The organism is Methylorubrum extorquens, assembly GCF_024169925.1.
Classification (GTDB): Bacteria; Pseudomonadota; Alphaproteobacteria; order Rhizobiales; family Beijerinckiaceae; genus Methylobacterium; species Methylobacterium extorquens_A.
Window position 1 is genome coordinate 1,304,354 of sequence record NZ_JALJXF010000001.1, and the last position, 26,085, is coordinate 1,330,438.

Annotated in this window: 21 protein-coding genes; 13 read left to right on the top strand and 8 right to left on the bottom strand. The window is 70.0% G+C overall.

The genetic code is table 11. From position 1 onward, the window contains the following. Positions 1-82: 82 nt before the first annotated feature. The 4 genes from J2W78_RS06390 to J2W78_RS06405 all read right to left on the bottom strand — a co-directional run bounded on the left by J2W78_RS06390 (position 83) and on the right by J2W78_RS06405 (position 4,354). A complete protein-coding gene (locus J2W78_RS06390; protein ID WP_253369024.1) occupies positions 83-889 on the bottom strand; it encodes a fructosamine kinase family protein in 807 nt (268 codons plus the stop codon). Then, positions 886-1,365, bottom strand: coding sequence for a low molecular weight protein-tyrosine-phosphatase (locus J2W78_RS06395; protein WP_253369026.1), 480 nt, complete (start codon positions 1,363-1,365; stop codon positions 886-888). The genes J2W78_RS06390 and J2W78_RS06395 overlap by 4 nt, the downstream gene beginning before the upstream one ends. After that, the gene (locus J2W78_RS06400; protein ID WP_253369027.1) at positions 1,362-3,200 is read right to left on the bottom strand and encodes an aminopeptidase P family protein; all 1,839 of its coding nucleotides are present in this window, start codon (positions 3,198-3,200) and stop codon (positions 1,362-1,364) included. Before J2W78_RS06400 ends, J2W78_RS06395 begins: the two co-directional genes overlap by 4 nt. Before the next feature lie 236 nt (positions 3,201-3,436). Further along, the gene (locus J2W78_RS06405; RefSeq protein ID WP_253369029.1) at positions 3,437-4,354 is read right to left on the bottom strand and encodes a 50S ribosomal protein L11 methyltransferase; all 918 of its coding nucleotides are present in this window, start codon (positions 4,352-4,354) and stop codon (positions 3,437-3,439) included. Positions 4,355-4,677: 323 nt separating this feature from the next. Between J2W78_RS06405 and J2W78_RS06410 the strand changes: the two genes are divergently transcribed. The 3 genes from J2W78_RS06410 to modA all read left to right on the top strand — a co-directional run bounded on the left by J2W78_RS06410 (position 4,678) and on the right by modA (position 6,105). Continuing rightward, positions 4,678-4,878 (top strand): hypothetical protein, encoded by a 201-nt coding sequence (locus J2W78_RS06410; protein ID WP_253369031.1) that lies wholly within the window; start codon positions 4,678-4,680, stop codon positions 4,876-4,878. A 91-nt stretch (positions 4,879-4,969) separates the two neighbouring features. Next, the gene (locus tag J2W78_RS06415) at positions 4,970-5,140 is read left to right on the top strand and encodes a hypothetical protein (RefSeq protein ID WP_253369032.1); all 171 of its coding nucleotides are present in this window, start codon (positions 4,970-4,972) and stop codon (positions 5,138-5,140) included. A 155-nt stretch (positions 5,141-5,295) separates the two neighbouring features. Then, complete coding sequence (gene modA / locus J2W78_RS06420) at positions 5,296-6,105, top strand: molybdate ABC transporter substrate-binding protein (RefSeq protein ID WP_253369033.1); 810 nt, start codon at positions 5,296-5,298, stop codon at positions 6,103-6,105. Between the two features lie 53 nt (positions 6,106-6,158). On the opposite strand, the gene J2W78_RS06425 is transcribed toward modA, so the two are convergent. Further along, positions 6,159-6,698 (bottom strand): DUF5872 domain-containing protein, encoded by a 540-nt coding sequence (locus J2W78_RS06425; RefSeq protein ID WP_253369035.1) that lies wholly within the window; start codon positions 6,696-6,698, stop codon positions 6,159-6,161. Between the two features lie 253 nt (positions 6,699-6,951). Between J2W78_RS06425 and argC the strand changes: the two genes are divergently transcribed. The 3 genes from argC (at position 6,952) to J2W78_RS06440 (ending at position 10,001) form a co-directional block, all read left to right on the top strand. After that, positions 6,952-7,896, top strand: a complete 945-nt coding sequence (argC, locus tag J2W78_RS06430) for an N-acetyl-gamma-glutamyl-phosphate reductase (protein ID WP_253369037.1) — start codon at positions 6,952-6,954, stop codon at positions 7,894-7,896. A 996-nt stretch (positions 7,897-8,892) separates the two neighbouring features. Next, positions 8,893-9,423, top strand: a complete 531-nt coding sequence (locus J2W78_RS06435; protein WP_253369038.1) for a MucR family transcriptional regulator — start codon at positions 8,893-8,895, stop codon at positions 9,421-9,423. A gap of 398 nt (positions 9,424-9,821) precedes the next feature. Then, complete coding sequence (locus J2W78_RS06440; protein WP_253369040.1) at positions 9,822-10,001, top strand: hypothetical protein; 180 nt, start codon at positions 9,822-9,824, stop codon at positions 9,999-10,001. 51 nt (positions 10,002-10,052) lie between these two features. Here J2W78_RS06440 and J2W78_RS06445 read toward each other — a convergent pair whose 3' ends face one another. Next, positions 10,053-11,159: an NUDIX hydrolase gene (locus J2W78_RS06445; RefSeq protein ID WP_253369042.1), complete on the bottom strand. Its 1,107-nt coding sequence runs from the start codon at positions 11,157-11,159 to the stop codon at positions 10,053-10,055. A gap of 109 nt (positions 11,160-11,268) precedes the next feature. On the opposite strand from J2W78_RS06445, the gene thiE reads away from it, so the two are divergent. The 3 genes from thiE (at position 11,269) to J2W78_RS06460 (ending at position 13,704) form a co-directional block, all read left to right on the top strand. Next, the gene (gene thiE / locus J2W78_RS06450) at positions 11,269-11,994 is read left to right on the top strand and encodes a thiamine phosphate synthase (protein ID WP_253373982.1); all 726 of its coding nucleotides are present in this window, start codon (positions 11,269-11,271) and stop codon (positions 11,992-11,994) included. Positions 11,995-12,042: 48 nt separating this feature from the next. Then, positions 12,043-12,849 carry a bifunctional hydroxymethylpyrimidine kinase/phosphomethylpyrimidine kinase gene (thiD, locus tag J2W78_RS06455; protein ID WP_253369044.1) on the top strand — a complete coding sequence of 269 codons (807 nt, stop codon included), beginning with the start codon at positions 12,043-12,045 and terminating at the stop codon, positions 12,847-12,849. Positions 12,850-13,074: 225 nt separating this feature from the next. After that, entirely contained in the window at positions 13,075-13,704 is a 630-nt protein-coding gene (locus tag J2W78_RS06460) for a helix-turn-helix domain-containing protein (protein WP_253369046.1), read from the top strand. A gap of 152 nt (positions 13,705-13,856) precedes the next feature. On the opposite strand, the gene J2W78_RS06465 is transcribed toward J2W78_RS06460, so the two are convergent. Continuing rightward, complete coding sequence (locus J2W78_RS06465; RefSeq protein WP_253369048.1) at positions 13,857-22,088, bottom strand: hypothetical protein; 8,232 nt, start codon at positions 22,086-22,088, stop codon at positions 13,857-13,859. A gap of 360 nt (positions 22,089-22,448) precedes the next feature. Between J2W78_RS06465 and J2W78_RS06470 the strand changes: the two genes are divergently transcribed. The 3 genes from J2W78_RS06470 (at position 22,449) to J2W78_RS06480 (ending at position 23,809) form a co-directional block, all read left to right on the top strand. Next, a complete protein-coding gene (locus J2W78_RS06470) occupies positions 22,449-22,808 on the top strand; it encodes an Hpt domain-containing protein (protein ID WP_253369049.1) in 360 nt (119 codons plus the stop codon). Positions 22,809-23,020: 212 nt separating this feature from the next. Beyond that, complete coding sequence (locus J2W78_RS06475; protein ID WP_253369051.1) at positions 23,021-23,341, top strand: 2Fe-2S iron-sulfur cluster-binding protein; 321 nt, start codon at positions 23,021-23,023, stop codon at positions 23,339-23,341. Positions 23,342-23,359: 18 nt separating this feature from the next. Further along, positions 23,360-23,809, top strand: coding sequence for a hypothetical protein (locus J2W78_RS06480; RefSeq protein ID WP_253369053.1), 450 nt, complete (start codon positions 23,360-23,362; stop codon positions 23,807-23,809). Positions 23,810-24,019: 210 nt separating this feature from the next. On the opposite strand, the gene J2W78_RS06485 is transcribed toward J2W78_RS06480, so the two are convergent. Next, positions 24,020-25,195: a vWA domain-containing protein gene (locus J2W78_RS06485; protein ID WP_253369055.1), complete on the bottom strand. Its 1,176-nt coding sequence runs from the start codon at positions 25,193-25,195 to the stop codon at positions 24,020-24,022. A gap of 237 nt (positions 25,196-25,432) precedes the next feature. Between J2W78_RS06485 and J2W78_RS06490 the strand changes: the two genes are divergently transcribed. Further along, the gene (locus J2W78_RS06490; RefSeq protein ID WP_253369057.1) at positions 25,433-25,831 is read left to right on the top strand and encodes a hypothetical protein; all 399 of its coding nucleotides are present in this window, start codon (positions 25,433-25,435) and stop codon (positions 25,829-25,831) included. Positions 25,832-26,085 lie beyond the last annotated feature (254 nt).

The following is a 26,085-nucleotide window of genomic DNA, read 5'->3' on the forward strand; positions in this document are numbered from 1 at the left end:
TTTTTCGGACGCCCGCTGGCCGTTGCGACGGGAGGCAAACGGTGTCCGGTCGCGGGCCCGAGAGGATCGAACGAACACCCGCTCAGACGCCGGCCGCATCCAGAAGCCCCTCGACCATGCCGCGATAGCCGCCGCCGAACAGGCGCCAATGCACCAGGGCCGGCCAGAGTTGGTAGATCGGCATGCGCTCCGCCGCGCCGGGCTCGGGCGCGCCGTAAGCCGCTCGGAAGGCGGGGCCGGGCCGTCCGAATAGACCCAGCATCGCCAGATCGACCTCGGCATGGCCGTGATAGCAGGCCGGATCGATCAGCCCCGAGACCCGGTCGCCCGCGTAGAGCACGTTGCCGCCCCACAGGTCGCCGTGGAGCAGGGCTGCGCGGGGGCGCTCCGGCAGGCGGTTCTTTAGATCGTTCGCCAGCCGCTCGACCCGCCGGAACAGCGAGGGCGGGAGGTGCCCGGCATGGCAGAGCAGGCGCCGCCGGCCCCAGAAGGCGGGCCAGTCGTCGTCCCAGGCATTCTCGATGGCGACGGGGCCGAACGCGTAATCGGCGTGCCAGCCGTAGCGCTCGCCCTCCGTTGCGTGCAGGCAGGCGACGACCCGGCCGAGATCGGCGTCGGTGCCCGGTCCGGAACCGGTATCGGGCAGGCATTCGAGCACGAGCACCGTCTCGTCCGCGGCCAGCACGGCGGGCGCCGGGGCACCGGTCGCGGCGATGGCCACGAGCATCCGGGCCTCTTCCCGCGTCGCCGGCCCGGTCTTCGCCACGGCCTCGCGCCCATCCCCCAGTCTCAGGCGGACGCATTCGGACAGGTCGCCGCCCGCCATCGGCCGTGCCTCGGCGAGGGACGCGCCGAGCAGGTCCGCCGCGCGGCGGGCGAGGTCGCTCATTCCGCTCCGGCGATCCGACGGCCGAGGGCTCGAGCGCCCGCCGTCACATCGGCCCAGGTGGTGTCGAAGCCGGCGTCGGCACCGTAATAGGGGTCGGCCACCGGCTCGCCCGCCCGGCCCGGCACGTGGTCGAGAAGCAGGCTCAGTTCGGCCCGCGACCCTTCGGGCCGCAGGGCGCGCAGCCGCGCAAGATTGGAGAGATCCAGGGCGACGACGTGATCGAAGCGCTCGAAATCGGCCGGCGTGACCTGACGCCCGCGATAGCCCGCAATGTCGACACCGTTGGCCCGCGCCACCGCGATCGCGCGGGGGTCGGGCGGCTCACCGACGTGCCAGTCGCCGGTGCCGGCGGAATCGACCGTGACATCGAGGCCAATCCGCGCCGCCTCCTGGCGGAAGGCGGCCTCGGCCAGCGGCGAACGGCAGATGTTGCCCAGGCACACGAACAGGATCGCGGAGCGGGAGGGCTCGGTCACGCCGTAGCCTTTCCAAGCGGCCGCGTCGCCGCCTCCAGCCAGTCCCGCGTCGGCCCGTCGAGATCCGGCGACAGGGCCTCACGCACCCGCGCGTGGTAGGCGTCGAGCCACGCCGCGTCGTCCGCACCGAGCACGGCCGGGTCGATCAGCCGCCGGTCGATCGGGGCCAGCGTCAGGGTCTCGAAGCCGAGCATCGTCCGATCGCCGCCAGGAATCGTCCGCGCCTCGACGAGGATGAGGTTCTCGATGCGGATGCCGTAGGCGCGGCTGCGATAGTAGCCCGGCTCGTTCGAGAGGATCATGCCGGGCTTCAACGCCACCGTGCCGGTCTTGGCGATGCGCTGCGGACCCTCGTGGACCGAGAGGAAGGCGCCGACGCCGTGGCCGGTGCCGTGGTCGTAATCGAGCCCGGCCTGCCACAGGCTCATCCGGGCCAACGCATCGATCTGTGCCCCCGTCGTCCCGTCGGGAAAGACGGCGCGGGCGATGGCGATATGGCCCTTCAGTACGCGGGTGAAGCGGTCGCGCATCTCGTCCGTCGGCGTGTCGATGGCGACGGTGCGGGTGATGTCGGTTGTGCCGTCGGCGTATTGCGCGCCGGAATCGATCAGGAAGAGTTCGCCGGGCTGCGCCGTGCGATCGGTGGCGCGGGTGACGCGGTAATGGACGATGGCGCCGTTGGGCCCAGAGCCGGAAATCGTCGGGAAGGAGACGTCGCGCAGCCCGCCGCCCTCCTGGCGGAAATCCTCCAGCGCCTCGACGGCGGCGATCTCGCTCACCCCCTCGGGCGCGGCCCGGTCGAGCCAGGCGAGGAAGCGCGTCACGGCAAGGCCGTCGCGGTGGTGGGCGGCGCGGGTACCGGCGATCTCGGCCGCGTTCTTGACCGCCTTCATGGCGGTGACCGGATCGGCGCCGACATCGGCGACGCCCCCGGCGGCCTCGACGCGGTCCTTGAGGGCCGCCGCCCCCGTCGCCGCGTCGATCCGCACGCGCTTGGCGCCGGTGCACAGACCGGCGAGATCCGCGTCGAAGGCGCTGCGCGGGCGAAGGTCGGCCAGCGTTTCGAGGGCGGCGCGCAGGTCGGCATCGATCTGCGGCGAGGTGAGGTAGAGGGCGGCCCGGCCCTCGCGGGGCAACAGCGCGTAACCGAGCGCCAGCGGCGTGTGGGCGATGTCGGCACCGCGCAGGTTGAAGGTCCAGGCGAGGTTATGGGGATCGGAGATCACCAGGGTGTCGAGCCCGCCCTCGTCCAGCGCGGCGCGGATGCGGTCGAGCTTTTCAGCCCGCGTTTCGCCCGTGAGATCGTCGGGATGGACCGCGACACGGCCGGCGGGTGCCCGGGGCCGACCGGCCCAGACCGCATCCACGAGATTGTCCGGCACGGCGCGCAGCGACGCTCCCGCCTTGATGGCGGCGCGCTCCAGGCGGGCGACGCCGTCGGGCGTGTGAAGCCAGGGATCGTAGGCAAGGGTTTGACCGGGCTTCAGGTGGGTGCCGAGCCAAGCCTCGGGTGTCGTCTCGGCGAGTAGCACCACGGTGATGATCCCGGTCTCGACCTGCTCCGGCGCCTGAAGGGTGTAGCGGCCATCGACGAACAGGGCGGCCTCGTCGGCGAGCACGATCGCGAGGCCGGCCGACCCGGTGAAGCCGGTAAGCCATGCGAGCCGCTCGGCATTGGCCGGCACGTATTCCGACTGATGCTCATCGGCCCGGGGCACGACGAAGCCGTCGGCGCGGATCTCGCGGAGCGCCGCGCGCAGGGCTTCGATCCGCTCAGGCCCCTTGGTGTGGCTCGGATCGTCGAAGGTCTGGAAGCGGGGCAGGGGTGTCGTCATGACGGAAATCTACCCCGTCGGAGCCCCCCGCAACAGCCTCCTCCAGGGCAATCGCTCGCAGGCGATCCCCCTGGCCTTTTTTGCTGGCCTCAGTCGCCGGCGCCCGCCTCCGTGGGCTTATGCGTCCGCTTCGCTCGATGCTTTCCGGGGCCCAAGCCTCGAAAAGCCCGCTCCGCGCGGCACTCTTCGCGCCGGGAAGTCGCTAAGGCGGCTTCGAGCAATCGCCCGGCCCCTCTTCAGCGTGGACGCGCGGCCGCCCCGCCGCGGCGCAGCACCAGTGTCGCCCAACCCTCGATCACGCCGGAGCGGGCGAGATGGAAGCCGCGGTGGCGGTAGGTCGAGAGCACGCCCGGCACGTCGCGCTCGATCAGGCCGGAAAGGATCAGCACGCCGTCATCGGCGACCACGGCGGTGAGCGTGGGCGCGAGCCGCTTGAGGGGCCGGGCCAGGATGTTGGCGAACACCACGTCGAAGCCGCGCGGGCGGTTTGCCAGCGCATGGCGTACGCCCGGCGCATGGTAGAGGCGCATATACGGCCCGAGGCCGTTGAGGCGAGCATTGCCGCGGGCGGTCATCACCGCTTCCGGGTCGAGGTCGCCGGCCACCACAGGCGTGCGAAGCACCTTGGCGGCGGCAAATCCCAGGATGCCGGTGCCGGTGCCGACATCGAGGACGTGGGCCGGCCGCCGCCGCTTCAGTTCGTCCACCAGTGCACGCAGGCAGCCCAGCGTGGTGCCGTGATGGCCGGTGCCGAAGGCGAGCGCCGCCTCGATCTCGATGGCGAGATCGTTGCCCCGCACCTGATGACGGTCATGGCCGCCATGGACGAGGAAGCGTCCCGCCCGCACCGGCTTCAGGCCCTCGAGCGAGGCACGCACCCAATCCTGCTGGTCGATGGTCTCGAAGACAGCCGCGTCGGCCTGCTCGCCCACCATCGGGCGGATCAGGTCGCGGATCATCTCCGCGTCGGGCTCCTCGGAGAAATAGGCCTCCAACCGCCAATCGCCGGTCTCTTCGACCTCGAAGGCGGCCACCGCCGTCTCCATGGGGTCGAACATCTCGCCCAGCAGTTCGGTCATGGCGCGAGCGGAAGGCTCGTCCGTGATCAGGCGCAGGACGTGCGTGGGTCGGTGCGGCGGCAGACCTTCGAGCATGGGGCGCCCTCTACCATTCGCGCGTGCCGAGGGCCACGGGCTTCACGACCCCATTCGACCTCCCCTCGCCGGGACAGGAACGAGGTCACGTACCCAGAACAGCACGCGCAAGGCGAAAGATGCTTAATCCACAGGCATGATGTTTAATTCCTAGTCGAAAGTATCGGAACCGGCGCGGAGAGCGCGCGTTCTCACCGTCCAAAGCGTCTCGCGCATGCACCTCGCCGGCTCCGGTGGCCCGTGGGGCCGTGCCTTGCGGCCGGGCGTTGCGCGCGGCGCTTCTCCGTCTCGTTCATCAGGCGCTTTTCGAGTTCCATCGCGTCATGACACCCAGATCCGTCCGCCTTCGCTCACCCGTCGTCGTCAGGCGCGAGCCGCGCTCCGACCGCCGCCGCGCTACGAACGCCGACATCCTTGCGTCGGATACGCTCGAAGCTCCGCTGCCGGGTTCGCTGCTCGTGCTGCTGAGCCGGCTCCATCGGGCGGAGACCAAGCCGTCGCAGGGAGCCGAGCCCACCGCCTGAGGCGGCGGGAACTCCGGCCGCGCCGGGCCACTTCCTGTCCGCATATCCCGGCCCGGAACCCTCCGGACCGGCATCGAGAAAGGATCGGTCGATGGCCGTGGTATCGAGCAAGATCTTCGAAGAGGGCAAAGCTGCCAAGGCGGTAGGCGGGCCCGATGCGGCCAATCCCTACGAGGCGGGCTCGCAGGAGAGCCTTGATTGGCTGGAGGGCTTCACCGCCGACGAGCCCGAAGTGTCGGCGGCCGGTCCGTCCGACGACTGACCCCGAAGAGGGGCACCTCCTCGATTTCCGGACGATGACAGGGGTATCCCAGGCGGGCTAAAACCGGCGTCAGGTGCGGGGCGTTCGTCCGGCGTGGCCACGGCTCGATAGAGCCGGCGCAGCGGCGGCAGCCCGGCACGACCAGGGGAGTCGTCATGATGCCGTCCCGCTTCGTCCGGACCCGCCGCGCCATGATGGCCGGCCTGCTGCTCGCCCTCGCGGCCCCGCCCTTCGCCGCCCGCGCCGCGGACGAACCGGTCGTGGTCTTTGCCGCCGCCAGCCTCAAGAACGCCCTGGACGAAGCCGCCGCCGCGTGGGCGAAGGCGACGGGCGGCACGGCCCGGATCTCCTATGCCGGCTCCAATGTGCTGGCCAAGCAGATCGAGGCCGGTGCGCCGGCCGACCTCTTCATCTCCGCCGACCTCGCCTGGATGGATTATGCCGCGAAGAACGGCACGATCCGCTCCGAGAGCCGCGTCAACCTGCTGCGCAACGCCATCGTCCTCGTGGCGGCAAAGGGGGCAGGCCTGCGGGTCACGCTAGAGCCCGGCACCGATCTCTCCGCCGCCCTGGCCGGTGGGCGTCTCGCCATGGGCAATGTCGAGGCGGTGCCCGCGGGCAAGTACGGCCGGGCCGCCCTCGAAAAGCTCGGCGCCTGGGACCGTGTGAAGGGACAGGTCGCGCAGGCCGAGAACGTGCGCGCGGCCCTGCTGCTCGTCTCCCGCGGTGAGGCCCCCCTGGGCATCGTCTATGCAACGGATGCGGCGAGCGATCCGGGCGTCGAGGTCGTGGCGACCTTCCCCGCCGACAGCCACCCGCCGATCGTCTACCCGGCCGCGCTGACCAAGGATGCGGGCCAGGCGGAGCGCGCCGCCTCCTTCCTCGGCTTCCTGCGCAGCCTTGCGGCGCGCCCGCTGTTCGAGCGCCAGGGCTTCGTCGTGGTCGGCGCCGAGAAGCGTTCCTGAAACAGGGCGGGGAGGATCGAGCACCTCCCCGGCCCATCACCCCGGCGATACGATCAAGTGGTCAGGGCGCGCTCCAGTTCACCCTTGGTCATCTTCGAGCGGCCGGGAATGTCCTGCTTGCGCGCCCGCTGCATCAGTTCGGACTTCGTCATGCCGGCGCTTCCACCCTTGTCCGATGTCTTGCCGGCCTTACCGCCGGTCTTGCGGGCAGAGGCTGCTTTCTTCGCCACATCCGCAGGCTGCTTCGAGTGCTGCTTGCCCGTGGCGGAATCGGCGCGCTTCTTCGCGGTCGAGCGGCTGTACTCTGAGTCGGACAGCTTCTCCCGCGCCTTCTTGGGCAGATAGCGCTCGCCGGTCTTGCCGCTCTCCTTGCCCGACTTGGTGTCCCATTCCTCATCGGTCCATTGCTTCAAACCGTTGTCGTCGGACTTCTTGCCGACGTAGCCACCACCCTCCTTCTTGTACTCGCTGGTGGCCATCTGCGCCTTGCGGGCGGACCACTGGCCGGGCTTGCCGCCCTTGGAGGATTCGGTGATCTCCTCCTTCACCTTCTCCCACAGCTTCGGATCGGTCTTCTTCGCCGTGCCCGACATCGGTTTTGCCTCCTGAGCGACATTCGGCTGTCAACAGGAGGCGTCATCGTGAGTTCCGACCGCGCCGTTCCCGTCCACCGGAGGATGGGGCAAGGCCGCAAGCGGCAACGGAGGGGCGTTGACAGGGGCGGACGAAGCTTCCACCTCCGCGCCACCGAAGACGCATCTTTTCGAGCGTGCCCGATGCGGCCGGGAACGCTCGGCAAACCCTGTGACAGGCCGGCCCGGATCGGGGCCGAGCGAGGAATCTGCGATGTCCGACGGCCTCAGCGCCCCGAAGGTGTTCATCGACGGAGAGGTCGGCACCACCGGTCTCGGCATCCGCGAGCGCCTGGAGCGCGAGGGCCGGGTGCGCCTCGTCAGCATCCCGCTGGAGAGCCGCAAGGATGCAGGGGTGAAACGGGCGATCCTCGAAGAGGTCGATCTCGCCGTACTCTGCCTGCCCGACGACGCCTCTCGCGAGACCGCAGCACTCGCCGACAGCCTGCCCGGCGGCGGCCCGAAGCTGCTCGATGCCAGCACCGCCCACCGTATCACGCCGGGCTGGGCCTACGGATTTGCCGAGATGACGCCGGACCAAGCCGATACGATCCGCGCCGCGCGCCGGGTCGCCAATCCCGGCTGCTACCCGACCGGGGCGATCGCATTGCTGCGCCCGCTGGTGGAGCGCGGCCTGATCCCGTCGGATCATTCCGTCAGCATCAATGCGGTGAGCGGCTACAGCGGCGGCGGCCGCAGCATGATCGAGAGCTACGAGCGCGGGGAGGGTGCCCCGTTCCAACTCTACGGGCTCGGCTTCGGCCACAAACACTTGCCGGAAATCGAAGCCTATAGCCGGCTCACCCGGCGGCCGATCTTCATCCCCTCCGTCGGCAACTTCCGCCAGGGCATGCTGGTCAGCATTCCGCTGCATCTCGGCGCGCTGCCCGGCCAGCCCAAGCCCGGCGATCTGGAGGAGGCGTTGGCCGATTGGTACGCGGGCTCACCGCTGGTGACGGTCGTGCGCGGCGCGGAGGAGGGCGCCCACCGTGAACGTCTCGAACCGGAGGCCCTCAACGACACCGACCGGCTCGAATTACGGGTGTTCGGCTCCAACGATTACGGCCAAGCCGTACTGGTCGGCCGCCTCGACAACCTGGGCAAGGGCGCCTCGGGCGCCGCGGTGCAGAATCTCGGTCTCATGCTCGGCCTCGCCTGACCCCTGGGACGCTTCAGCTCGAATACGCTCCGGCCAATTGCTGGATGAAAACCCGACACGCGCGGTCCGCGCCTGTCGGAACGGCGCCCGTGAAGTTTGACTTGGCCCGATGATCCAAAGCGCAGACCGAGAGGCGCCAGCCTGATGCCAACAGGTCGGATGCAAAGCGAGGGACGTCGTCCGAAGGCCGGTTGCTGCCCGTTGGAGTCGGCACGAGATCCATCGCTCGCGTCGTTCAGCATGCAAAGCACGGCCTGAACAAGCGATGCGTCCGCGTGGAGCATGAGGAGCGATCCGCTCCCCAAATGGAGCGTCGGATATCGCTCAAGTCTTCTGCGTCGAGCCGGTCGCGTCACCTCATAAACAACGCGAACTTGGCGTAGAAACACGCTTCCACCGAATCGTCCGCGCGTCATCAGCCAATCGACAGGACGGCTGCCCGGTTGTCGTCCGTCTTTTGGCAATCAGCCTCACGGATCAGGACTGTGACAGTCACACCGCACCGGTGGAGAACTGACGGAAGACGCTTTCGCGCGCCGGATATTCCGAGTCGAACCGGTGCAGCCTTCGGCAATCCACAGAAAATACGCAGTCCCGCGGCAGGGTGTCGCAACTGAGGCGTATCTCCGGCACCGCGACGTGCGCGATCGGCACTTAGCCGGCAGGCCTGTCATGCCGCCAAGGGAATCCAACAACCTTTTAAAATCTCAACTCTTTGAAACGTCAACATTTTCCAAAATGTGATCACGAACTTTCTATCATTTGAAATATTTCCTTGAGATCATTCAGATGATCACGATCACCTATAAGGTGGGCATAATCCTTTTTTTTCTCAGGCCGAGATCGGCGTTTTTTCCATTCGATTTGCATAGAAACACACGCCACACCCAGTTCTGTTCGACCTGACTGCGCTCGAATTCAGGCGCGATGTCTTGCTCCAGCGCGGCCCTGAGCTTACCGTCATTCAGCTAAAGCCCCCTCATAGAAGATTGCACCATGGAAACCAGTGAACAGGATGCGGAGACAGCCCGTCTCGTTACCCTCACGGCCGATGTCGTGTCTGCTTATGTCAGCAACAATCACGTCCAGAGCGCCGAGTTGCCGAAACTGCTTGGGGAAGTGCATGAGGCGATTCGCTCGGTCAGCCTGAGCGGCCGCCCCACCGCGGAGACCGGGCCGCCCAAGGCAACGCCGCAGGAAATCCGCAAGTCGATCAGCCACGACTTTCTGGTCAGCTTCGAGGACGGCAAGCCCTATAAGACGCTGCGCCGCCATCTCACCCTGCGCGGTCTCTCGCCGGAACAGTATCGGGCGAAATGGGGCCTTCCCAACGATTACCCCATGACCTCGGCGAGCTATTCGGAGCAGCGCTCCGAGCTGGCGCGTGCGCTCGGCCTGGGTCAGCAGCGTCGCCGGATCGCCGAGCCGGTGGCGGAAACCGAGGCAGCCCCCGAGCCGGTGGCTGCCGAGCCGGAACCCGCTGCGGAAAAGAAGCGCCGCGCTCCGCGCCGCAAGAAGGACGCTTGAGCCCAAGTAAAGATCCGCTTGGTCGACACGGGCTCGGCGGTGCCGGGCCCGGACTGCGTCCGATGGCACCCAGCATCTCGACGGAGTTCCGGTCTCAGAGGAGCCGGGCGCTGGCGCTCGGCTCCGTCAGCGTGGCTTCGGCGCGCTCCGCAACACTGTGCGGCGGGCGTGACGAGCCACAAGGCACAAGACGATCTCGATAAAAGCTTAATCCGTAGGCAGTCCTGGCAGCTGGTCTGCGTTCAGATCGCTTGAACGACCGATGCCGAGCCGGCAAACGCCCAATTGGAGGGCATTTGCCGATGCTTTGGGCACATAAGCGGGTCGCGACCGATGACGTCCGTTCGGTCGAACTTCTGTTTCGCGAACAAGCGGTCTCCTTCGATCGCACGCGTCGGATGCTTCTCGTCAGCGTGGTCGAGCATGGGTCGCTGGTTCGACTCTGGGTCTGCGTGCCCGAGATCGAGATGCTGACGCCCTATTACGGATTCAGCCTGTGCACCCGGGCCGACCTCCCCCTGGCGCCGACGCTTGTGGCCGGCTGCCCCGAACAGTTCGGTCGCATCTTCGAGGGATAGGGTATCCCCGGACGCTCGATACCGGCCTTGCGGAGGTGTGAGGCCGGAGCGTCAGACCGTTCGCCGCGTCGGTGTGAGCCGAACGCCGGGGGCGGGGCGCTCGAGGAGAACCTCCCGGCGGAAGCGCACCAGTCGGGCCGGTCGCCCGGCATTGCCGCTGGTGAGCGTCTCGGTCTCCTCGACGAGTCCCTGTTGCGCCACGAGGCGGCGGAAGTTCTGCTTGTGCAGCCGAATGCCCGAGAGCGCCTCGACCGTGCGCTGGAGCTGAAGCAGCGTGAAGGCCGGCGGCATCAACTCGAACACCACCGGGCGATACTTGATCTTGCCGCGCAGACGGCCGATCGCCGTGGCGAGCACCCGGCGATGGTCGTGGGCCATCGGCTGGCCGGTGATCGCGAGGTCGTCGGGCACGGCGGCGCCATTCTGGCCGTTGGCTTCGGGGATCAACCCCGCCTCGAACAGCAATTCGTAGCGCTCCAGAACCCGCTCCTCGTTCCAGGCGCCCCCGATCCCGAAACTCAGCCCGACGCGGTCCTCGCGCATGCGCCGGAGCTTCGGATCGGAGGCGGCGGCGACCCAGGCCATCAGGCGCGGCTCGATCTCGGCGAGCGCCGGGGGCCGTCCCTCGCGGAAATCCTCCCACGGCAAGTAGCGGTACCAGTTGCGCCACGCGGCTTCCGCAAGTCCCGCCGGGCGCAGCTCGCGCACCAGGGCGAGATAGGCCACCGAGAGCAGATGCACGTCGTGCTGCCCGCCCTCCCGATCACGGTCGCCGAAGGTGTAGAGCTGCTCGACATAACCGAGGCGCTGATGCGTCTGCTGCTCGACCCAGGCGCGAAGACCCCGCTCCAGGGTGGCGTGCTCGGGCACCAGCGGCCCGGCGGGCAGGGCGCTCTCGCGGCCCTCGGCTTGTCCGCCGACCTGCACGGTGAGCGCGCGCGGCTCGCCGTCCGTCGCCGCGACGATCACGGCGACGAGCCCCACGGACGAAGCGCTGGCGGCGCGCGTCGCCTTGTCCGCCGTGGCGGCTATCACACCCAGTTCGGCCGTGCTCATGCGTTCGTCGGCCTTCAGCCCCTCTCCTCGGGCATCCCCTCGGCGGTGGAAGCGGTTCCGGCCCGCATTCCGGTCTTGCCGGATCGGCACCGGCACCGTCAACGGAACCTCCGGTCTCATCCGCAGGAGAGTGCTGCGGCGGTCACCGGCAAGGTCGCCGCGGCAGGACGATCCTGCTAGATCGAAAGGCGGTTTCATGAAGGGAGCGGGCATGGGCAGTGGAACAGGGCTCGGTTTGTCCCGGCCGTCGGCGGGCGTCGCCGTGGACCTGCGCCTCTACGGCATCCTCGATGTCGGCGTGCTGGGGGGCGATGCCGACACGCTGGCCACCCTGGCGGCGGAGGCGGTGGCCGGTGGCGCCACCCTGCTCCAGTATCGCGACAAGGATCTGACCGACGCCCGCGCGGCCCTCGCACGGATCAGGGCGATCCGTGAGGCTCTCGCCGGCCGCGCGCCGCTCCTCGTCAACGACCGGGTCGATCTCGCGCTGGCGGCCGGCGTCGAGGGCGTGCATCTCGGCCAGTCGGATCTCCACCCGGAGGATGCACGCCGCCTGCTCGGCCCGCGCGCCATCATCGGGCTCACCGTGAAGACCGGCGCCCAGGCCGACGAACTCTACCGGCTTCCCATCGACTACGCCTGCATCGGTGGCGTGTTCGCCACCACCAGCAAGGACAACCCGGACCCGCCGGTCGGGCTCGACGGGTTGCAGCGGATCGTGTTCCGCGCCCGGCTCGCCCGTGGCCAGACCCTGCCGCTCGGCGCGATCGCCGGGATCGATGCCAGCAACACCGCCTCCGTCATCCGGGCCGGGGCCGACGGGGTGGCCCTGATCGGAGCCCTGTTCAAAGGTGGTGCGACCGAAGCCAAGGCGCGGGATCTGCTTGCACGGGTCGATGAGGCGCTGGGCCAGCGCGGGAGCACGAGCCCGCGTTAAGACCAGAAGAAGCGGACCATCGACAAAAACAGACGAGGGAAGACGCCTATGACTGCCATCGCCCTGACCATTGCCGGCTCGGATTCGAGCGGGGGCGCCGGCATCCAGGCCGACCTCAAGACCTTCGCGGCCCTGCGCGTCTACGGCGCCAGCGTCATTACGGCACTCACGGCCCAGAACACCCGCGGGGTGCAGGCGATCCACGACGTGCCCGCCGATTTCGTAGCCGCGCAGATCGACTCGGTGTTCTCCGACCTCGCGGTGGGGGCGGTGAAGATCGGCATGCTCTCGCGGCCCGAGACCATCCGGGCGGTGGCCGAGGGTCTGCGGCGGCACGCCACCGGCATCCCGGTGGTGCTCGACCCGGTGATGGTGGCCACCAGCGGCGACCGGTTGATCTCGCAGGAAGCCGTCGAAACCTTACGCAGCGAGCTGATGCCGCTGGTCACCGTCATCACCCCCAACCTGCCCGAAGCCGCGACCCTGCTCGACGAGGGGGAAGCGGGGCACGAGAACGAGGCGGTGGCGCAGGGGCGGCGGCTGCTGGCGCGCGGCGCGCGGGCGGTGCTGATCAAGGGCGGCCACGGCGAGGGCCGGGAAAGCGTCGATCACCTCATCGCCGCGGATGGGACCCTGCGCCGGTTCGCGGCCCCGCGCATCGAGACCCGCAACGACCACGGCACCGGCTGCACCCTCTCCGCGGCGGTGGCGGCCGGGCTCGCCCGCGGCCAGGGCCTCGCGGAGGCGGTGGGAGGCGCGAAAACCTACGTCACTGCAGCGATCCGCGCGGCGGACACGGTGCCGGTCGGCCATGGCCACGGTCCGCTCCACCACTTCTTCGCGCTCTGGCAGTAGGCGCCAGAGCATCGTCCGGAAAGGTAGCCGCCGGCTCACGGACAAGAGATGCTCTCGCGCGCGCGAAATCAGCCCTCGCCGGCTTTTGCGTTTGACAGATCAAACGCTCGTTCGGATAACGGAACGCCTTTCGGTGCCCCGCTCAAGACTTCGTGATCCGACCCGCCCGCGAGGGTGTTTCCGGCGCGCGCATGTTCTGTCGGGCACTTTCAGCGGACCGACGTGATGCAGGACATAGCGGCAAGCCTCGAGCGTGGACGGCCGAAGGATCTCGTCAGCGGCGCCCAGGTGCTTTCGGGCCAGCTCGGGAAGACGATCCAGCGCCTGCGCAAGGCCTACAACCTCTCCCTCTCCGAACTCGCCGAGCAATCGGGTGTGGCGAAGTCGATCATCAGCCAGATCGAGCGCAACGAAACCAACCCGACGCTGGCGACGATCTGGCGGTTGAGCCAGGCGCTCGACGTGTCGATCGAGCGGGTGCTCGCCACATCCGACGAAGAACCCTTCATCGAGCGATTCTCGCGCGCCGACACCCCGCGGCTGGTCTCGGACGACGGCCGGGTTCGACTTGCCATCATCGGCTGGATCAAGACCGTCGAGTGGCTGCAATGGTACGACCTCACCGCCGATGCCGGCGGGGTTCTCGAATCCGACGCGCACCAGCGCGGCTCGGTCGAGTCGCTCTCGGTGCTGGAGGGCAGCTTCGAGGTGGATGTGGCCGGCGAGGTGCAGCGGGCCAATGCCGGCGAGACCCTGCGCTACCGTTGCGACCGCCCCCATAGCATCCGCTGCCTCGGCGACGGGCCCGGCCGCGCGACCATGGTCGTCATCATGAAGGCCGCCGTGATGGAGTGATCCGGCGCCGCCGCTCCCTCGGAGCAGCACCATCGTACGAAAAAGGCCCCCGTGCTTGAGCGCAACGGGGGCCTTTTTCATTGGTCACTTCGCTCGATCGAGTTTGAGGCGAGCTCGGTGACACCGAACCCGCCTTCTCCGACCCATCAGTCTCAGGCCTCGTCGAACCGGCCGCTGGCATGCGCCAGCATGGTGTAGACCTTGCCCGTCTCCGAGGTGAGGTAGGCGTCCGCGCGCTTCGTGTCGCGGTCGTTCTTCGTCACCTCGCCGAGCAGCCGCTCGAACTCGCCGACATAGCGATCGACCGTGCGGCGGAACTCGGCATCCGCCCGGTAGCGGCGCTGGATCTGCTCGAAGGTCTGGCGCCCCTGGGTCGTGTAGAGGCGGCCGTCGAAGAGGTTCGTGTCGCCCTGGCGGTAGCGCTGCCAGAACTCCACCGAAGCCTGATGATCCACCATCCGGGCGATGTCGGTCGAGATCGCGTCGAGCGAGATCCGCTCCACCGGTCCCTTCGCCTCGGGCGCGGCGGCCGGAGCCGGGGCTGGGACCGCCTCGGCGCCGTCGTCGTCGAGCGAGGCGCGAGTCAGGAGATCGGACAGCCAGCCGCGGTTGTCGCGGGTGCTGGGCCGTCCCTGGACCGGACCGGGGATCGCGGCCGGGCTCGCCGGACGCACGGGGGCGGAGGCCGCCGGCTGAGACCGGCCCGCCGCCGGAGCCGCAGTGCGGGCCGGTGGGGGTGCGGCGGCCGGAGCGGGCGAGGCGATCGACACGCCGCGGCCGGCCTCGGCCGTGCGGCGCTGCTCGGCCCCGCGGGCCTGCGCCGCCGGCTGGGCGACATCGACCGAGCGGTTCGAGCGGGCCACCAGGGCGGACAGCTCGTTCAGCGCGTCGATCTGCTCGGCCACGACGCGGCGCATCTCGCTCGTCGCATCCTGCGTCTCGCGGGGCAGGTCGAGAACGCCGCGCTGCAGGTCGGCGCGGGTGGCGTCGAGTTCGCGGCGGATCTCGGCGGCCATCGCGTTCATCCGCGTGACCGAATCGCCAAACTGGCCAGAGGCGGCGGCAAAGCTCTGCATCATCTTGGCAGAGGCCTCCTCGATGGCACTGCGCACCGCGTCCGCCGTGCGGGCGCTCTCCGTGTCCGCGCCGCTGCGCAGGCGCTCGAAATCGCCCGCCACCGCGGTCCCGGCCTCGCGGGCCGCGCGGGCGACGCTCTCGCTGAGTTCGCGGGCGCGGGCCTCGGCTGCGCGCAGCGTCTCCTCGACCACGCTGCCGAAGCGGCCGGTCTGGGCCTCGATGGCCTGGCTACGCTCCTCGAGGCGCGACAGCACCGCCTCGACCACGGCCTGCCGGCTCGACAGGCTCTCGGCGAGACGACCTTCCACCGCTTCCAGGGTGCCAGCGGCCTCGGACAGGGCACCGACATGGGTGCCGGTGCGCTCCACCAGCGCCTTGCCGCGGGCATCCAGCGTCTCGGCGAGGTCGGAGGCTTGGGCGAGCGCCCCCTGCGAGGCCTCGCGCAGCGCCACGACCTGGGTCGAGACCCGGTCGGAGGCCTGCGCCGTGTCGGCGGCGACCCGGTCGAGGGCCGACTGGATCTGCTCGACGCGGGCTGCGAGCCCCTGCTCGATGGCGCCGAGATTCTCCGAGGCGCCGCCGACGAGGTCCTTCAGCCCGTCATTGGCGTTTTCGATCCGGGTGAGGAAGCCGGCGACGTCGCGGCGGACGCGCTCATGCGCCTGGGCGACGGTGTCGGCGGAGGCCGCCGCGCCCTCGTCCAGCGCCGCGCGCAGGGCTTTCGCCGACTCGACGGTGCGGACGACGATGGCATCGGTGCGCTCGCGCAGCGCCTCCACCAGCGGGGCACCCTTGTCGGCGATGAGCCGGTCGAGGGCTTGCTCGCGCTCGGCCAACGCGTCGGCGAGCGCCGCAGCCGGTCCGTCGATCATGCGAGCGAGGGCGCCGTTGCGCTGATCCATGGTCTCGGCCAGCGCGTCGGCGCGGGCCTGGACCTCGGCGGCGTGACGGCGGGCGCGCTCCTCCAGCATCCGGCCCATCCCGGCGATGCCAGCGTCCACGAGCGCCGCGTAGGCGTTCTGGCGCTCGTCGAAGGTCTCCGCCAGGGCAGCCTGCCGCTCGGTCCGCTCGTCCAGGGCCGCAACCATCCGGGCGGTGCCGCCGTCGATGAGCGCCGCGTAGGCCTCCTTTTGGCGATCGAACGCCTCGGCCAACACCGCGTGGCGGCGGGCCCGCTCTTCCAGTGCGGAGACCATGCGGGCGGTGCCCTGCTCGATCAGGCTGGCATACGCCTCGCGCTGCCCGTCGAAAGCGTCGGTGAGGGCAGCCTGCCGCTGGGCACGCTCGTCGAGAGCAGCGACCATCCGGGCGGTGCCCTCCTCGATCACGCTCGCATAGGCATCCCGCTGCCCGTCGAGGGTCTCGGCGAAGGCGGCCTGCCGCCGGGCCCGTTCGTCGAGAGCCGCAACCATGCGGGCGGTACCCTCCTCGATCAGCGCCGCGACGGCCCGCTGACCCTCCTCCACCGTCTCCGCCTGCGCAGCGTGGCGGCGCGCCCGCTCTTCGAGCACGGCGACCATGCGGGCGGTGCCCTGCTCGATCACGCTCGCATAGGCGTCCCGCTGGCCGTCGAAGGCCTCGGCGAACGCGGATTGCTGCCGGGCGCGCTCGTCCAGCGTCGCCGCGATCCGGGCCGTCCCCTCTTCGATCAGCGCCGCGACCGCCTTCTGGCGCTCCTCGACCGTCTCGAACTGGGCCGCATGCTGGCGTGCGCGCTCATCGAGCGCCGCGACCATGCGAGCCGTGCCGCCATCGATCTGTGCGCCGTACGCGTCCTGGCGTTCGTCGAAGGCGTCGGCCAGCGCGTTGGCCCGGTTCGCCACCACGGTGGCGAAGGCGCGCAGGCGGGCGTCGATGCGGGCGGTGAAGTCCTCGCTGCGAGTCTCGACGGTCTGCGAAAGGGTGGCCGCCTGGTTCGCCACGAGCCGCGCGAAGTCGCCGCCGCGGCTCTCGACGAGCCCGTCGAGACTCCGCATCCGCTCGTCGAACACCGCCGCCAGCGCCTGGGTCTGGGTCTCGAGGCGACCGGTCAGCGTCGTCGAGCGCTCATCGACCAGGGCACCGAGGGTGGCGTGGATCTCGTCGAACAGGGCGCGCAGCTCCTGCGCCCGCGTCTCGACGGTCTGCGCGACCTGCTGGCCGCGCCCGTCCACGATGTCGCCGAGGACGCCGAGGCGTTCGTCGAACAGGTGGGCGAGCCCCCGCGTGCGGGCATCCACCTCGCCGGCAGCGCGACCGATGCCGCTCTCCAGCGTCTCGACGAACAGGCGCGCGCCCTCGGTCAAAGCCGCCTGAAGCGGCAGGATGCGGCCCTGGAAGCCCTCGTCGAGGCGGCCGGCATGGCCGTCGAGCAGCCCGCGGATCTCACCCGTGCGGTGATCGAGGATGTCCTGAACCGTGCGGGCCCGCTCCTCGAAGGTGGTCCGCAGGTCGTCGTTGCGGGCGTCGAGCATGGCGCGGATCTCGCCCGCGCGGCTGTCGAGCAGGTCCTGCACCGTGCGGGCCGGCTCCTCCAGGGCGGCGCGCAGGGCGCCGAGCCCGGTCTCGAACTCGCCGCGGACATGGCCGGCGCTGCCGTCCACGAGGCCGCGCAGCTCGCCGGTGCGGCTGTCGAGGGTGTCGCGGATCTCGCTGCTGCGGCTGTCGAGCAGCTCGCGCACCGTGCGCAGGCGCTCCTCCAGCACCGTCTCCAGGACACCGAGGCTCGTGTCGAACGCGCCGCGCACCTGGCCGGCACCGCCCTCCATCAGGCCGCGCAGGTCGTCGGTGCGGTGGTCGAAGGTGTCGCGGATTTCGGCACTGCGGGCGTCGAGCAGATCACGCACCGTGCGCAGGCGCTCTTCCAGCACGGTCTCGAAGCTGCCGAGGCCGGCTTCGAGCTCGCCGCGCACGCGGCCGGCGCTGCCCTCCATCAGGCCGCGCAGATCGTCCGCGCGGCTGTCGAGCAAGGTGCGGATCTCGCCGGCCTGAGTCTCGAAGGCGTGGCCGAGGCGGCCGGTGCCCTCGCCGAGCAGGCCATCGACCTGCCCCATGAGGTCGCGCAGGGTCGCGAGCAAGGCGGTGCCGCGGCGGTCGAGCAGGGCGCCAAGCGATGCGCCGCCCTGTTCCAGGGCCTGGGTGATGTCGGCGAGGCGGCCTTCAAGGCCCTCGACGGCCACGCGTCCGCGCTGGTCGAGGTCGGCGGCGAGCGCGCCGCCCCGCTCGTCGAACAGGTGGTTGAGGCTTTCGGCCCGCTCGTCGAACAAGCGGGCGATGGCCTCGACATGGCCGCCCAGCGCTTCGACGGCGAGACCGCTGCGGCGCTCGAGCAGGGCGACGAGGTCACGGATGCGGCCGGTCAGTTCGCCGTCGATGGTGCGGGTGCGGCTCTCGATCAGGCGCACCGCCTCGAGGGCCTGGATGCCGAAGGATTCGTCGAGGTGGCGGGTGCGCTCCTCCAGCGTGCCGCTGAGGGCGTCGAGGCGCGCGACCACGCCGGTATCGAGGCGCTCGGCACCCTCGTCGAGGCGGCGGGCGAGGTCCTGGGTCGTGCGCTCGAGCCGCTCGGCGATCTCGGAAGCGCGGTTGGCGAGAACGTCGCCCACGGAGCGGCCACGGTTGGCGATGTCCTGCGCGGAGCCTTCGATACGCCGGTCGAGGGCGTCGGTGAGGATGCGGTTGCCCTCATCCAGCGTGCGGGCGATCTCGGAAGCACGGGTCACCAGCGCCTCGTTGAGGGCGTTGGCGCGGGCGCCCAGACGGGTGTCGACATGACCGACGAGCGTGGCGAAGCTCTCGCCGATCTCGGCGGCGCGGCGGGCGGAGAGGGATTCCATCTCGCCGATGCGCGCCTCGACGGTCTCGCCGGCAAGGCGGGCACGCTCGGCCAGGGAGTCGGCGAGCGCATTGCCCTGCACGGCGATGATCCGGTCGATCTCGCTGAGGCGCGAATCCAGGGTGTCGCCGAGCGCCTGCGCGTTGCCGGCGATCCGGTCGGCGAGGATGTCGCCGCGGGCGATGGTCTCTTGCAGAGCAGCGAGCCGGTTGCCCAGCGCCTCCTCAACCGCGCGGGTGCGGTTGTCGGCGGTCTCGACGAAGGCGGCGTGGCTCCGGTGCAGCGTGTCGCCGACTTGCGAAACGTGGCCGGCAATGGCGAGCACGACCTCGCGGCTGGCGCCTTCGAGGCGGGCCTGAGCCTCGTCGGACTGGCTGGCGATGAGCGCGGCGGCGCCCCGGCCATGGCGACCGAAACTGTCCTCCAGGGCTCCCAGACGGGTCTCCAGCTCGGAGCCGACCCCCTCCGCGGTGCGCGACAGCGCCTGTGCCGTGGCCTCGCCGCGGGCGGCAACCTCGTCGCCGAGACCGCGCAGCGTCTCGCGCAGGGCCTCCAGAGCGCTCTCGGTGCGGCCACCGACCTCGCCGCCGGCCTGTTCGGCGGCGCGCGCCAGGGCCGCGGTGGCCTCGGTGCTGCGGGCGGACAGCTCCTCGCCGATCTGAGACAGGGCATCGCGCAGACTGCGCAGCGACGCCTCGGTGCGGCTGTTGACCTCGCCGCCGGCCTGCTCGGCCGCGCGGGCCAGGGCCGCGGTGGTCTCGGCGCCGCGGGCGGACAGTTCGTCGCCGATCCGGCCCAGCGTCTCACGCAAGGCGCGCAGCGATTCCTCGGTGCGGGTGCCGACCTCGCCGCCGACCCGCTCGGCGGTCCGCGCCAGCGCGTCCGTCACCTCGGCGGTGCGGCCGTCGATCTCGTCCTGCACCTGCCGCAGCAGGTCGCGCAGACCCTGTGCCGACTGGTCGGCACGACTGCCGATCTCGCCACCGGCCTGGGCCGCTGCCAGCGACAGCGCGACGCTGGCCTCCGCGCCGCGCACGGAAATCTCGTCGGCCACCTGCCGCAGGAGATCCTGGAGCGCGTGCATCGACTGGTCGGTGCGGTTGCCGATCTCGCCACCGGCATGGGCGGCGGCGAGCGCCAGGGCACCGGTCGCCTCGGCGCTGCGGGCCGACAGCTCGTCGGCCATCCGCTGAATCGCGGCGTGAAGCGCCTGCGACGCGCCCTCGCTGCGGCTGCCGAGTTCGCCCCCGACACGCTCGGCGGCGGCCTGGAACCGGCCCACCACATCGTTCGAACGGTTCTCGACGGCGGCGGCGGCCTCGTCGGCGGCGCGGCGCAGCGCCTCGGCGGCCTCGGCGAAGCGGGTGGTGACGGCAGCACTCTGCGCCTGGGCGGCTCCCGAGGTCTCCTCGGCGACGTGCAGCATCCGCGCGGTCGATTCCACGGCGCGCTCGGCAAGCAGGCCGCTCATGGCCTCGGCGGCCTCGCGCAGGCGGCGCTCCAGCGCCTCGACGCTGGCGCCGACGGACGCGGTTGCGGTCTCCGTGTTGCGGCGGATGCCGTCATGGGCCGCAACGGTCCGGGCGTCGAGATCCTTGCCCAGGCGGGCCACGGTCTCGCGCAGGCTCTCGGCGCTGCCGTTCGCGTTGGCAGCAAAGCTGGCGCCGAGCCCGGCCAGAGCCTGCTCGACGGTGGCGGCGGCCTGCGCCGCCCGCTCGGTCATCAGGCCGGCGACACGCTCGCCCGCCGTGTCGAGGTTCGAGGCGAGCGCCCCGCCCTGGACGGCGATGACATCATCGACGCGCGACGCCGCCGTCTCGATACGGGCGGCGAGTTCGAGACCGCGGCCGTTCATGGTCTCGGCCGCGTGGGTGGCGGAGGCCAGGAACGCGTCGCGGACCCGGTCGATGCGGGTGGAAAAGTCATCGGCCACGCTGCCGGCGGCGAGCGCCAGGGCGGCCTGCGCGTCGCGCCCGCGTCCTTCGATCAATTCGGAGACGCCGGTGCCGGCCGCCTCGATCTCGGTGCGCAGCGAGGCACCGCGGACGGCGATGTCCTCGGAGATTGCCGCGCCGGTGGCGGCGAAGGTGCGGCTTAGGCCCTCGCCGGTCTCGGCAAAGCGCGCGGTGATGGCGCCGCCGGTCTGGGCGAAGCGCTCGGTCAGCTCGGTCCCGCGCGACAGGAAGGCCTCTTCCAGGCCCTTCGTCGAGCGCTCGAAGGTCTCGCGCACGGCGCCGCCCTGGCGGTCGAGCGCCTCGATCAGGCCGGTGCCGGTCTCGGACAGGCTCTGGGCGACGGCGCCCGCATTGTCGGCGAGCGTGCGGGTGAGCGCCCCGCCGGTGCGCTCGAAGGCCTGCGTCACCGCGTCGGCGCGCTGCTGCAGCGCGCTGGTGAGGCTGGTGCCGATCTCTTCGAGGCCGCCGCGCACGCCTTCGCTGGTGGCGGTGAGCTGGCGGACCAGATCGTCGCCGCGGGTCGAGACGTTGCCGACCACCCGTTCGCCGACCTCGCCGAGCGCGTTGGTGATCGCCTCGCCGCGGGCGTCGAGCGCCCCGGTGACGCGCTCGCCCGCGCCGTTGATGGCGGCGACGATGCGCTCGGCCGCGCCATCCAGCTCGCTCGACAGGTTCTCGTGCGATCCGGCGATCGCTCCGCGCACCCGGTCGGCGCTGCCGACGATGGACTCGCGCTGGGCGATCAGCTCATCGACCAGGCTGCGGATGCGGATCTCGTTGTCGGAATAGGCCCGCTCCAGGGTCGAGATCTCTCCGCGCACCAGCGTTTCGAGTTCGCCCGCGCGGGCCAGCGCCCGCTCCACGCCGTCGCCGACGGCGGCGACCTCGCGGCGCACGGTCTGCGACATGGTCAGCACCGCGTCGGTCGAGAAGCTCTCGGGCTCGGCCAACCGGATCGCCACCTCGCCGACGGCGCGGGCGACGAGGCGCATCTCGTGGGCGCGCACGGCCAGCATCGCCGTGATGAGGAACAGCACGATCGGCCCGGCGATGGCGGTGGCCACCACCGCCGCCTGAAGCGCGGTGAGCCCGGTCACGAACGTCTTCAGGTCGCCGCCGGACTGGTTCCAGGCCAGCGCCACGAGGCCGTTGAGCCAGAAGAACGAGGCGATCGCCGCGACGAGGTACGGCTTGCGCGAGGGCCGCACCCGGAGCGTCTGCTGCAGGATGCCGATGTTCTGGCGGTCGTCGTTGGCCACCAGCGAGCGGTCGGGCGGCAGGAGCCCGCCCTCGCGGCGCGAGCGCCCGCGCTCGGGCAGCGGCAGATCGGACGCGGCGGGATCGATGTCGAGGGTCGGGGTGCGGCGTCCCCCGGCCTCGGAGAACGGATCGGCCAGCGGATCGCCGTCGCCGACATCGGGCAGCCGCGGCTCGACCCGGGCAGTGTCGCCCGGCGCCGGAATGTCCAGATTCAAAGCCTGCTCGATCGCGGAGAGTGCGGCCTCCGCCGGATCCTTCAGCTTCTTCTCGGTGGCCATGCAACCCTCGTACGCATCGCCATCCAGTGCAGAGCTCGCGCCCTCCGCAATGGAGACGGATTTACCCGACGTCTCACGGGATCTTAGTCCCTCGGATGATGCCCCCGATACCCAATCGGCCCGGCGCACCCAAGAAACCTTAACGGAATGGTTACCAAGCCGGGTCCCGCGATCCGGCATTCGCCCCAAGTTCTGACGCTTGCAGCCTTAAACGGGTACGGCCCAAACCGGCCTGGGCTGTGGATAGCCGGCGCGGCCCACAGGCAGGTCGCCGCGCTGCGCCTCTTTCGCGGGAGCCGGGCGGGTGGAGCGGCCGTTTCATCCCGAGCACAGATGTCAAAGTAGACGATGAGGACGAACGTGGACCTCGAGATACAGCGTGCGCCCCTGCTCGACCGTGCCCACCTCGATGCGCAGACCTTCGGCGATGCCGACCTCGCGCGCGAGGTGTTGAGCCTGTTCGAGGATCAGTGCCGCCGGCTCCTGCCGGCGCTGGCGGCGGCGAGCCGTCCGGCCGAGGAGCGGGCCGACCTCGCCCACACCCTCAAGGGTGCGGCTCTCGGGGTCGGAGCGATGCGGGTGGCCGAGACGAGCGGCGCCGTCGAGACCGGGTTGCGCGAGGCGACCACGCGCGCTGGAGACGCGGCCGACCTCCAGGCGCTCCGGAGCGCCGTCGCCGAGACGCTGGACGCGCTCGCCGCCCTCGACCGGGCGATGTGAGGGGCTGCGTTTCGGCCCTCGATGCCTGCGGCGGAAAGACCGCCGCCGCGCCGGCTCCGCCGCCCGGCCAACGGACGGGGGGCATCTGCAGCGGCAGCGCGACGGAAAAGCGCCGGCTTCCCGCTTGCTTTCTCACTCCGCCACCCGCAAGCAGGCGCCACGCCGCCCCCTGAAGGATCGAAGGCGGACGCCGACACGTCCCGGAGCAAGGTATGCCCAAGATCACCTACGTCGATCACGCCGGCACGGCCCGCACGATCGACGGTCAGGTCGGCTCGACCGTCATGGAGACGGCGATCCGCAACAACGTTCCGGGCATCGATGCCGAGTGCGGCGGGGCCTGCGCCTGCGCGACCTGCCACGTCTACGTCGACGAGGCCTGGGCCGAAAAGGTCGGGCCGGCGGAGCCGATGGAGCAGGACATGCTCGACTTCGCCTCCGACGTGCGCGCGACCTCGCGCCTGTGCTGCCAGATCCGCGTGACGCCCGAACTCGACGGCCTTGTCGTGACGACCCCGGCCCGCCAGGGCTGAGGCACGCCCCTCGCTGTCTTGGCAGCCGTTCTCGTTCTCCTGCTGTTCCTGCCCGTGCCGCTCCTGCAGGGGCTGGGCTATACCGGGACCTGCACGCAGAACGACACCGATCCGTTCCTGACCGGCGCGTTCCTCAGTCTGCCCTTCGTGGCGGGCTCGTTCGCGCTCACATGGCAAGCGGCGCAGCGCGGGCGGGCCAGCCGTGGAACGGGCGGCCTTGCCGTGATCGGCCTATCAAGCCTCGTCCTGGCCGGCCTTGCGGTGCTCGCCATGCTGATGAACGCCACCCTGGTGCAGAATACACTCCTGCTCGGCCTCTCGCCCTGCGGCGGCGACCACACCGACGCACGGTTCGAACCGGAGCATGTCCTGATCGGCGGCCTCTACGGTCTCCCGCCACTGGCCGTCCTCGTCGCGGCCCTGACCGCCGTGGGGGCCGCCTTGCACGGCGGCCGGCGGCACGGCTGAAACGCCCTCTCGAGCCATGCCCAACCACATTGGGTCGGATCACGCCTCTAGAGCATCGTCCTGGATATCGGATCCAGGACGATGCTTTAGGTTCTTGTTTTGGCATCGTCTTTTCCGAAAGCCGGTAGCCACCTTTCGGGATGGTGCTCTATCGTCTTGTTCTGTCGCGCTTTCTTAGACGAACCGGCGAACACTTCATCGGAAAGTGCTCTACCGCAGCAGCGCCCGCATCGCTCCGTCCAGCCCTTCAAGCGTCAGCGGGAACATCCGCTGCGAAAAGATCCGGCGGACCATGCCGATGGAGTGGGTGTGGGCCCAGTGCTCGGCCGGAATGGGGTTGAGCCAGACCGCCTTCGGGAAGTGAGCGAGCACACGGCCGAGCCAGACATCGCCCGCCTCCTCGTTCCAATGCTCCACCGAACCGCCGGGATGGGCGATCTCGTAGGGGCTCATGGAGGCGTCGCCCACGAACACCACGCGGTAGTCGGAGGGATAGGTACGGATCACGTCGAGGAGCGGGATACGCTCGTCGTGGCGGCGGTGGTTCTCGGTCCACACCGCCTCGTAGGGACAGTTGTGGAAGTAGAAATGCGCGAAGTGCTTGAACTCGGAGCGCGCGGCCGAGAACAGCTCCTCGGCCAACTCGACATGCCAGTCCATCGATCCGCCGACATCGAGGAAGAGCAACACCTTCACTGCGTTGCGCCGCTCCGGGCGCAGCCGCACGTCGATGAAGCCCTTGCGGGCGCTCTCGCGGATGGTGCCGTCGAGGTCGAGTTCGTCGGCCGCCCCCGTGCGGGCGAAGCGGCGCAGGCGGCGGAGCGCCACCCGCATGGAGCGGGTGCCGAGTTCGCGTGAATCGTCGAGATCCTTGAACTCGCGCCGGTCCCAGACCTTGACCGCACGGAAGTTGCGGTTGCCGTCCTGGCCGATACGGATTCCCTCCGGATTGTAGCCGTAGGCGCCGAAGGGTGAGGTGCCTCCGGTTCCGATCCATTTCGACCCGCCCTGATGGCGCTCCTTCTGTTCGGCGAGGCGCTGTTTCAACGTCTCGAACAGCTTGTCCCAGCCCAGCGCCTTCAACTCGGCCTTCTCATCCTCGGAGAGATACTTCTCGGCGAGCTTGCGCAGCCATTCCTCGGGGATGGCGGCGGGTTCGACCGCCTCGCCCAGCGTTTCCAGCCCTTTGAAGACCGAGGCGAACACCCGGTCGAACCGGTCGAGGTTGGACTCGTCCTTCACCAGCACGGTGCGGGCGAGGAAGTAGAACTCCTCTACGCGCTTGTCCGCGAGGTCGCGCTCCATCGCCTGGAGCAGGGTGAGGTATTCGCGCAGGGACACCGGTACGCGGGCCTCGCGCAGGCCCGTAAAGAATTGGAGCAGCATGAGGCCTAAACGCCCGAGCCCGGCCTGCGGGTCAAGCCGATGCCGGACACCGGGGCCGGGCGATGCCGCGGCCCCTGGAACAGCCGGATCGGTCGCCGCTCCTGTGGACAGCGGCGCTTTCCGGTGGATATCACCCGGGATCGCCTTTGTGCGGAAGGAACAGCCGTCATCTCAACGGACGTAAGATGCATCGCACAATGCACGACGCGTTCGTGACTTGACGATGGGAAGGACCCCATGCCCGTGGTCTTGCGATCCCTGAGCGATTTCAAGAAATTCCTCCGCAAACCCGGAGCGACCCTGCAAATCGTCCAGAACACTTTCGTCGATCGTCAGGACGCCGAGTCCCGCGCCGCCTATCGCCGCAAGGGCCTCTACGAGCCACGGACTCTTCGGGCGATGTCGAAGAAGGCCGCCGTGTTCGACGTGAAGGGCCATGATAGCACCGTGTGGCTGTACTGGGATCGCGGCACCCGACACTGGCGCTTCTCGGGCGACACCGTCACGGTTCCGCTCAACGCCGCCCTCGGCCCGCCCGACGCGGTGGTCTATCGCTGCACTCTGCCTCAGCAGAGCGGGCAACGCCGCTCCGCCGCCAAGCGCGGAGACGATGAGGCGATGCTACCGGGGCTGTAACTGCAGGCTCCGACCCATAGAGTTCGGCCGTCACGGCGGGGCCGAACGGTCGCGGATCTGCCGTGATCATGAAAGCCGGCGGGCTCGACCTGCCGAGATCGCTGGTCAGCTCGGACTGACCTCTCACACTTTGTTGAACGGACGAATCAAGCGCCCCTCATCGTACCTTTGATCGAACCTCAGCTTGCGTGCACCACCTGGAGAGATCCCAACCTGCTGTCTGATCCGGACTGATCGTTCGCAATAGCAGCCAA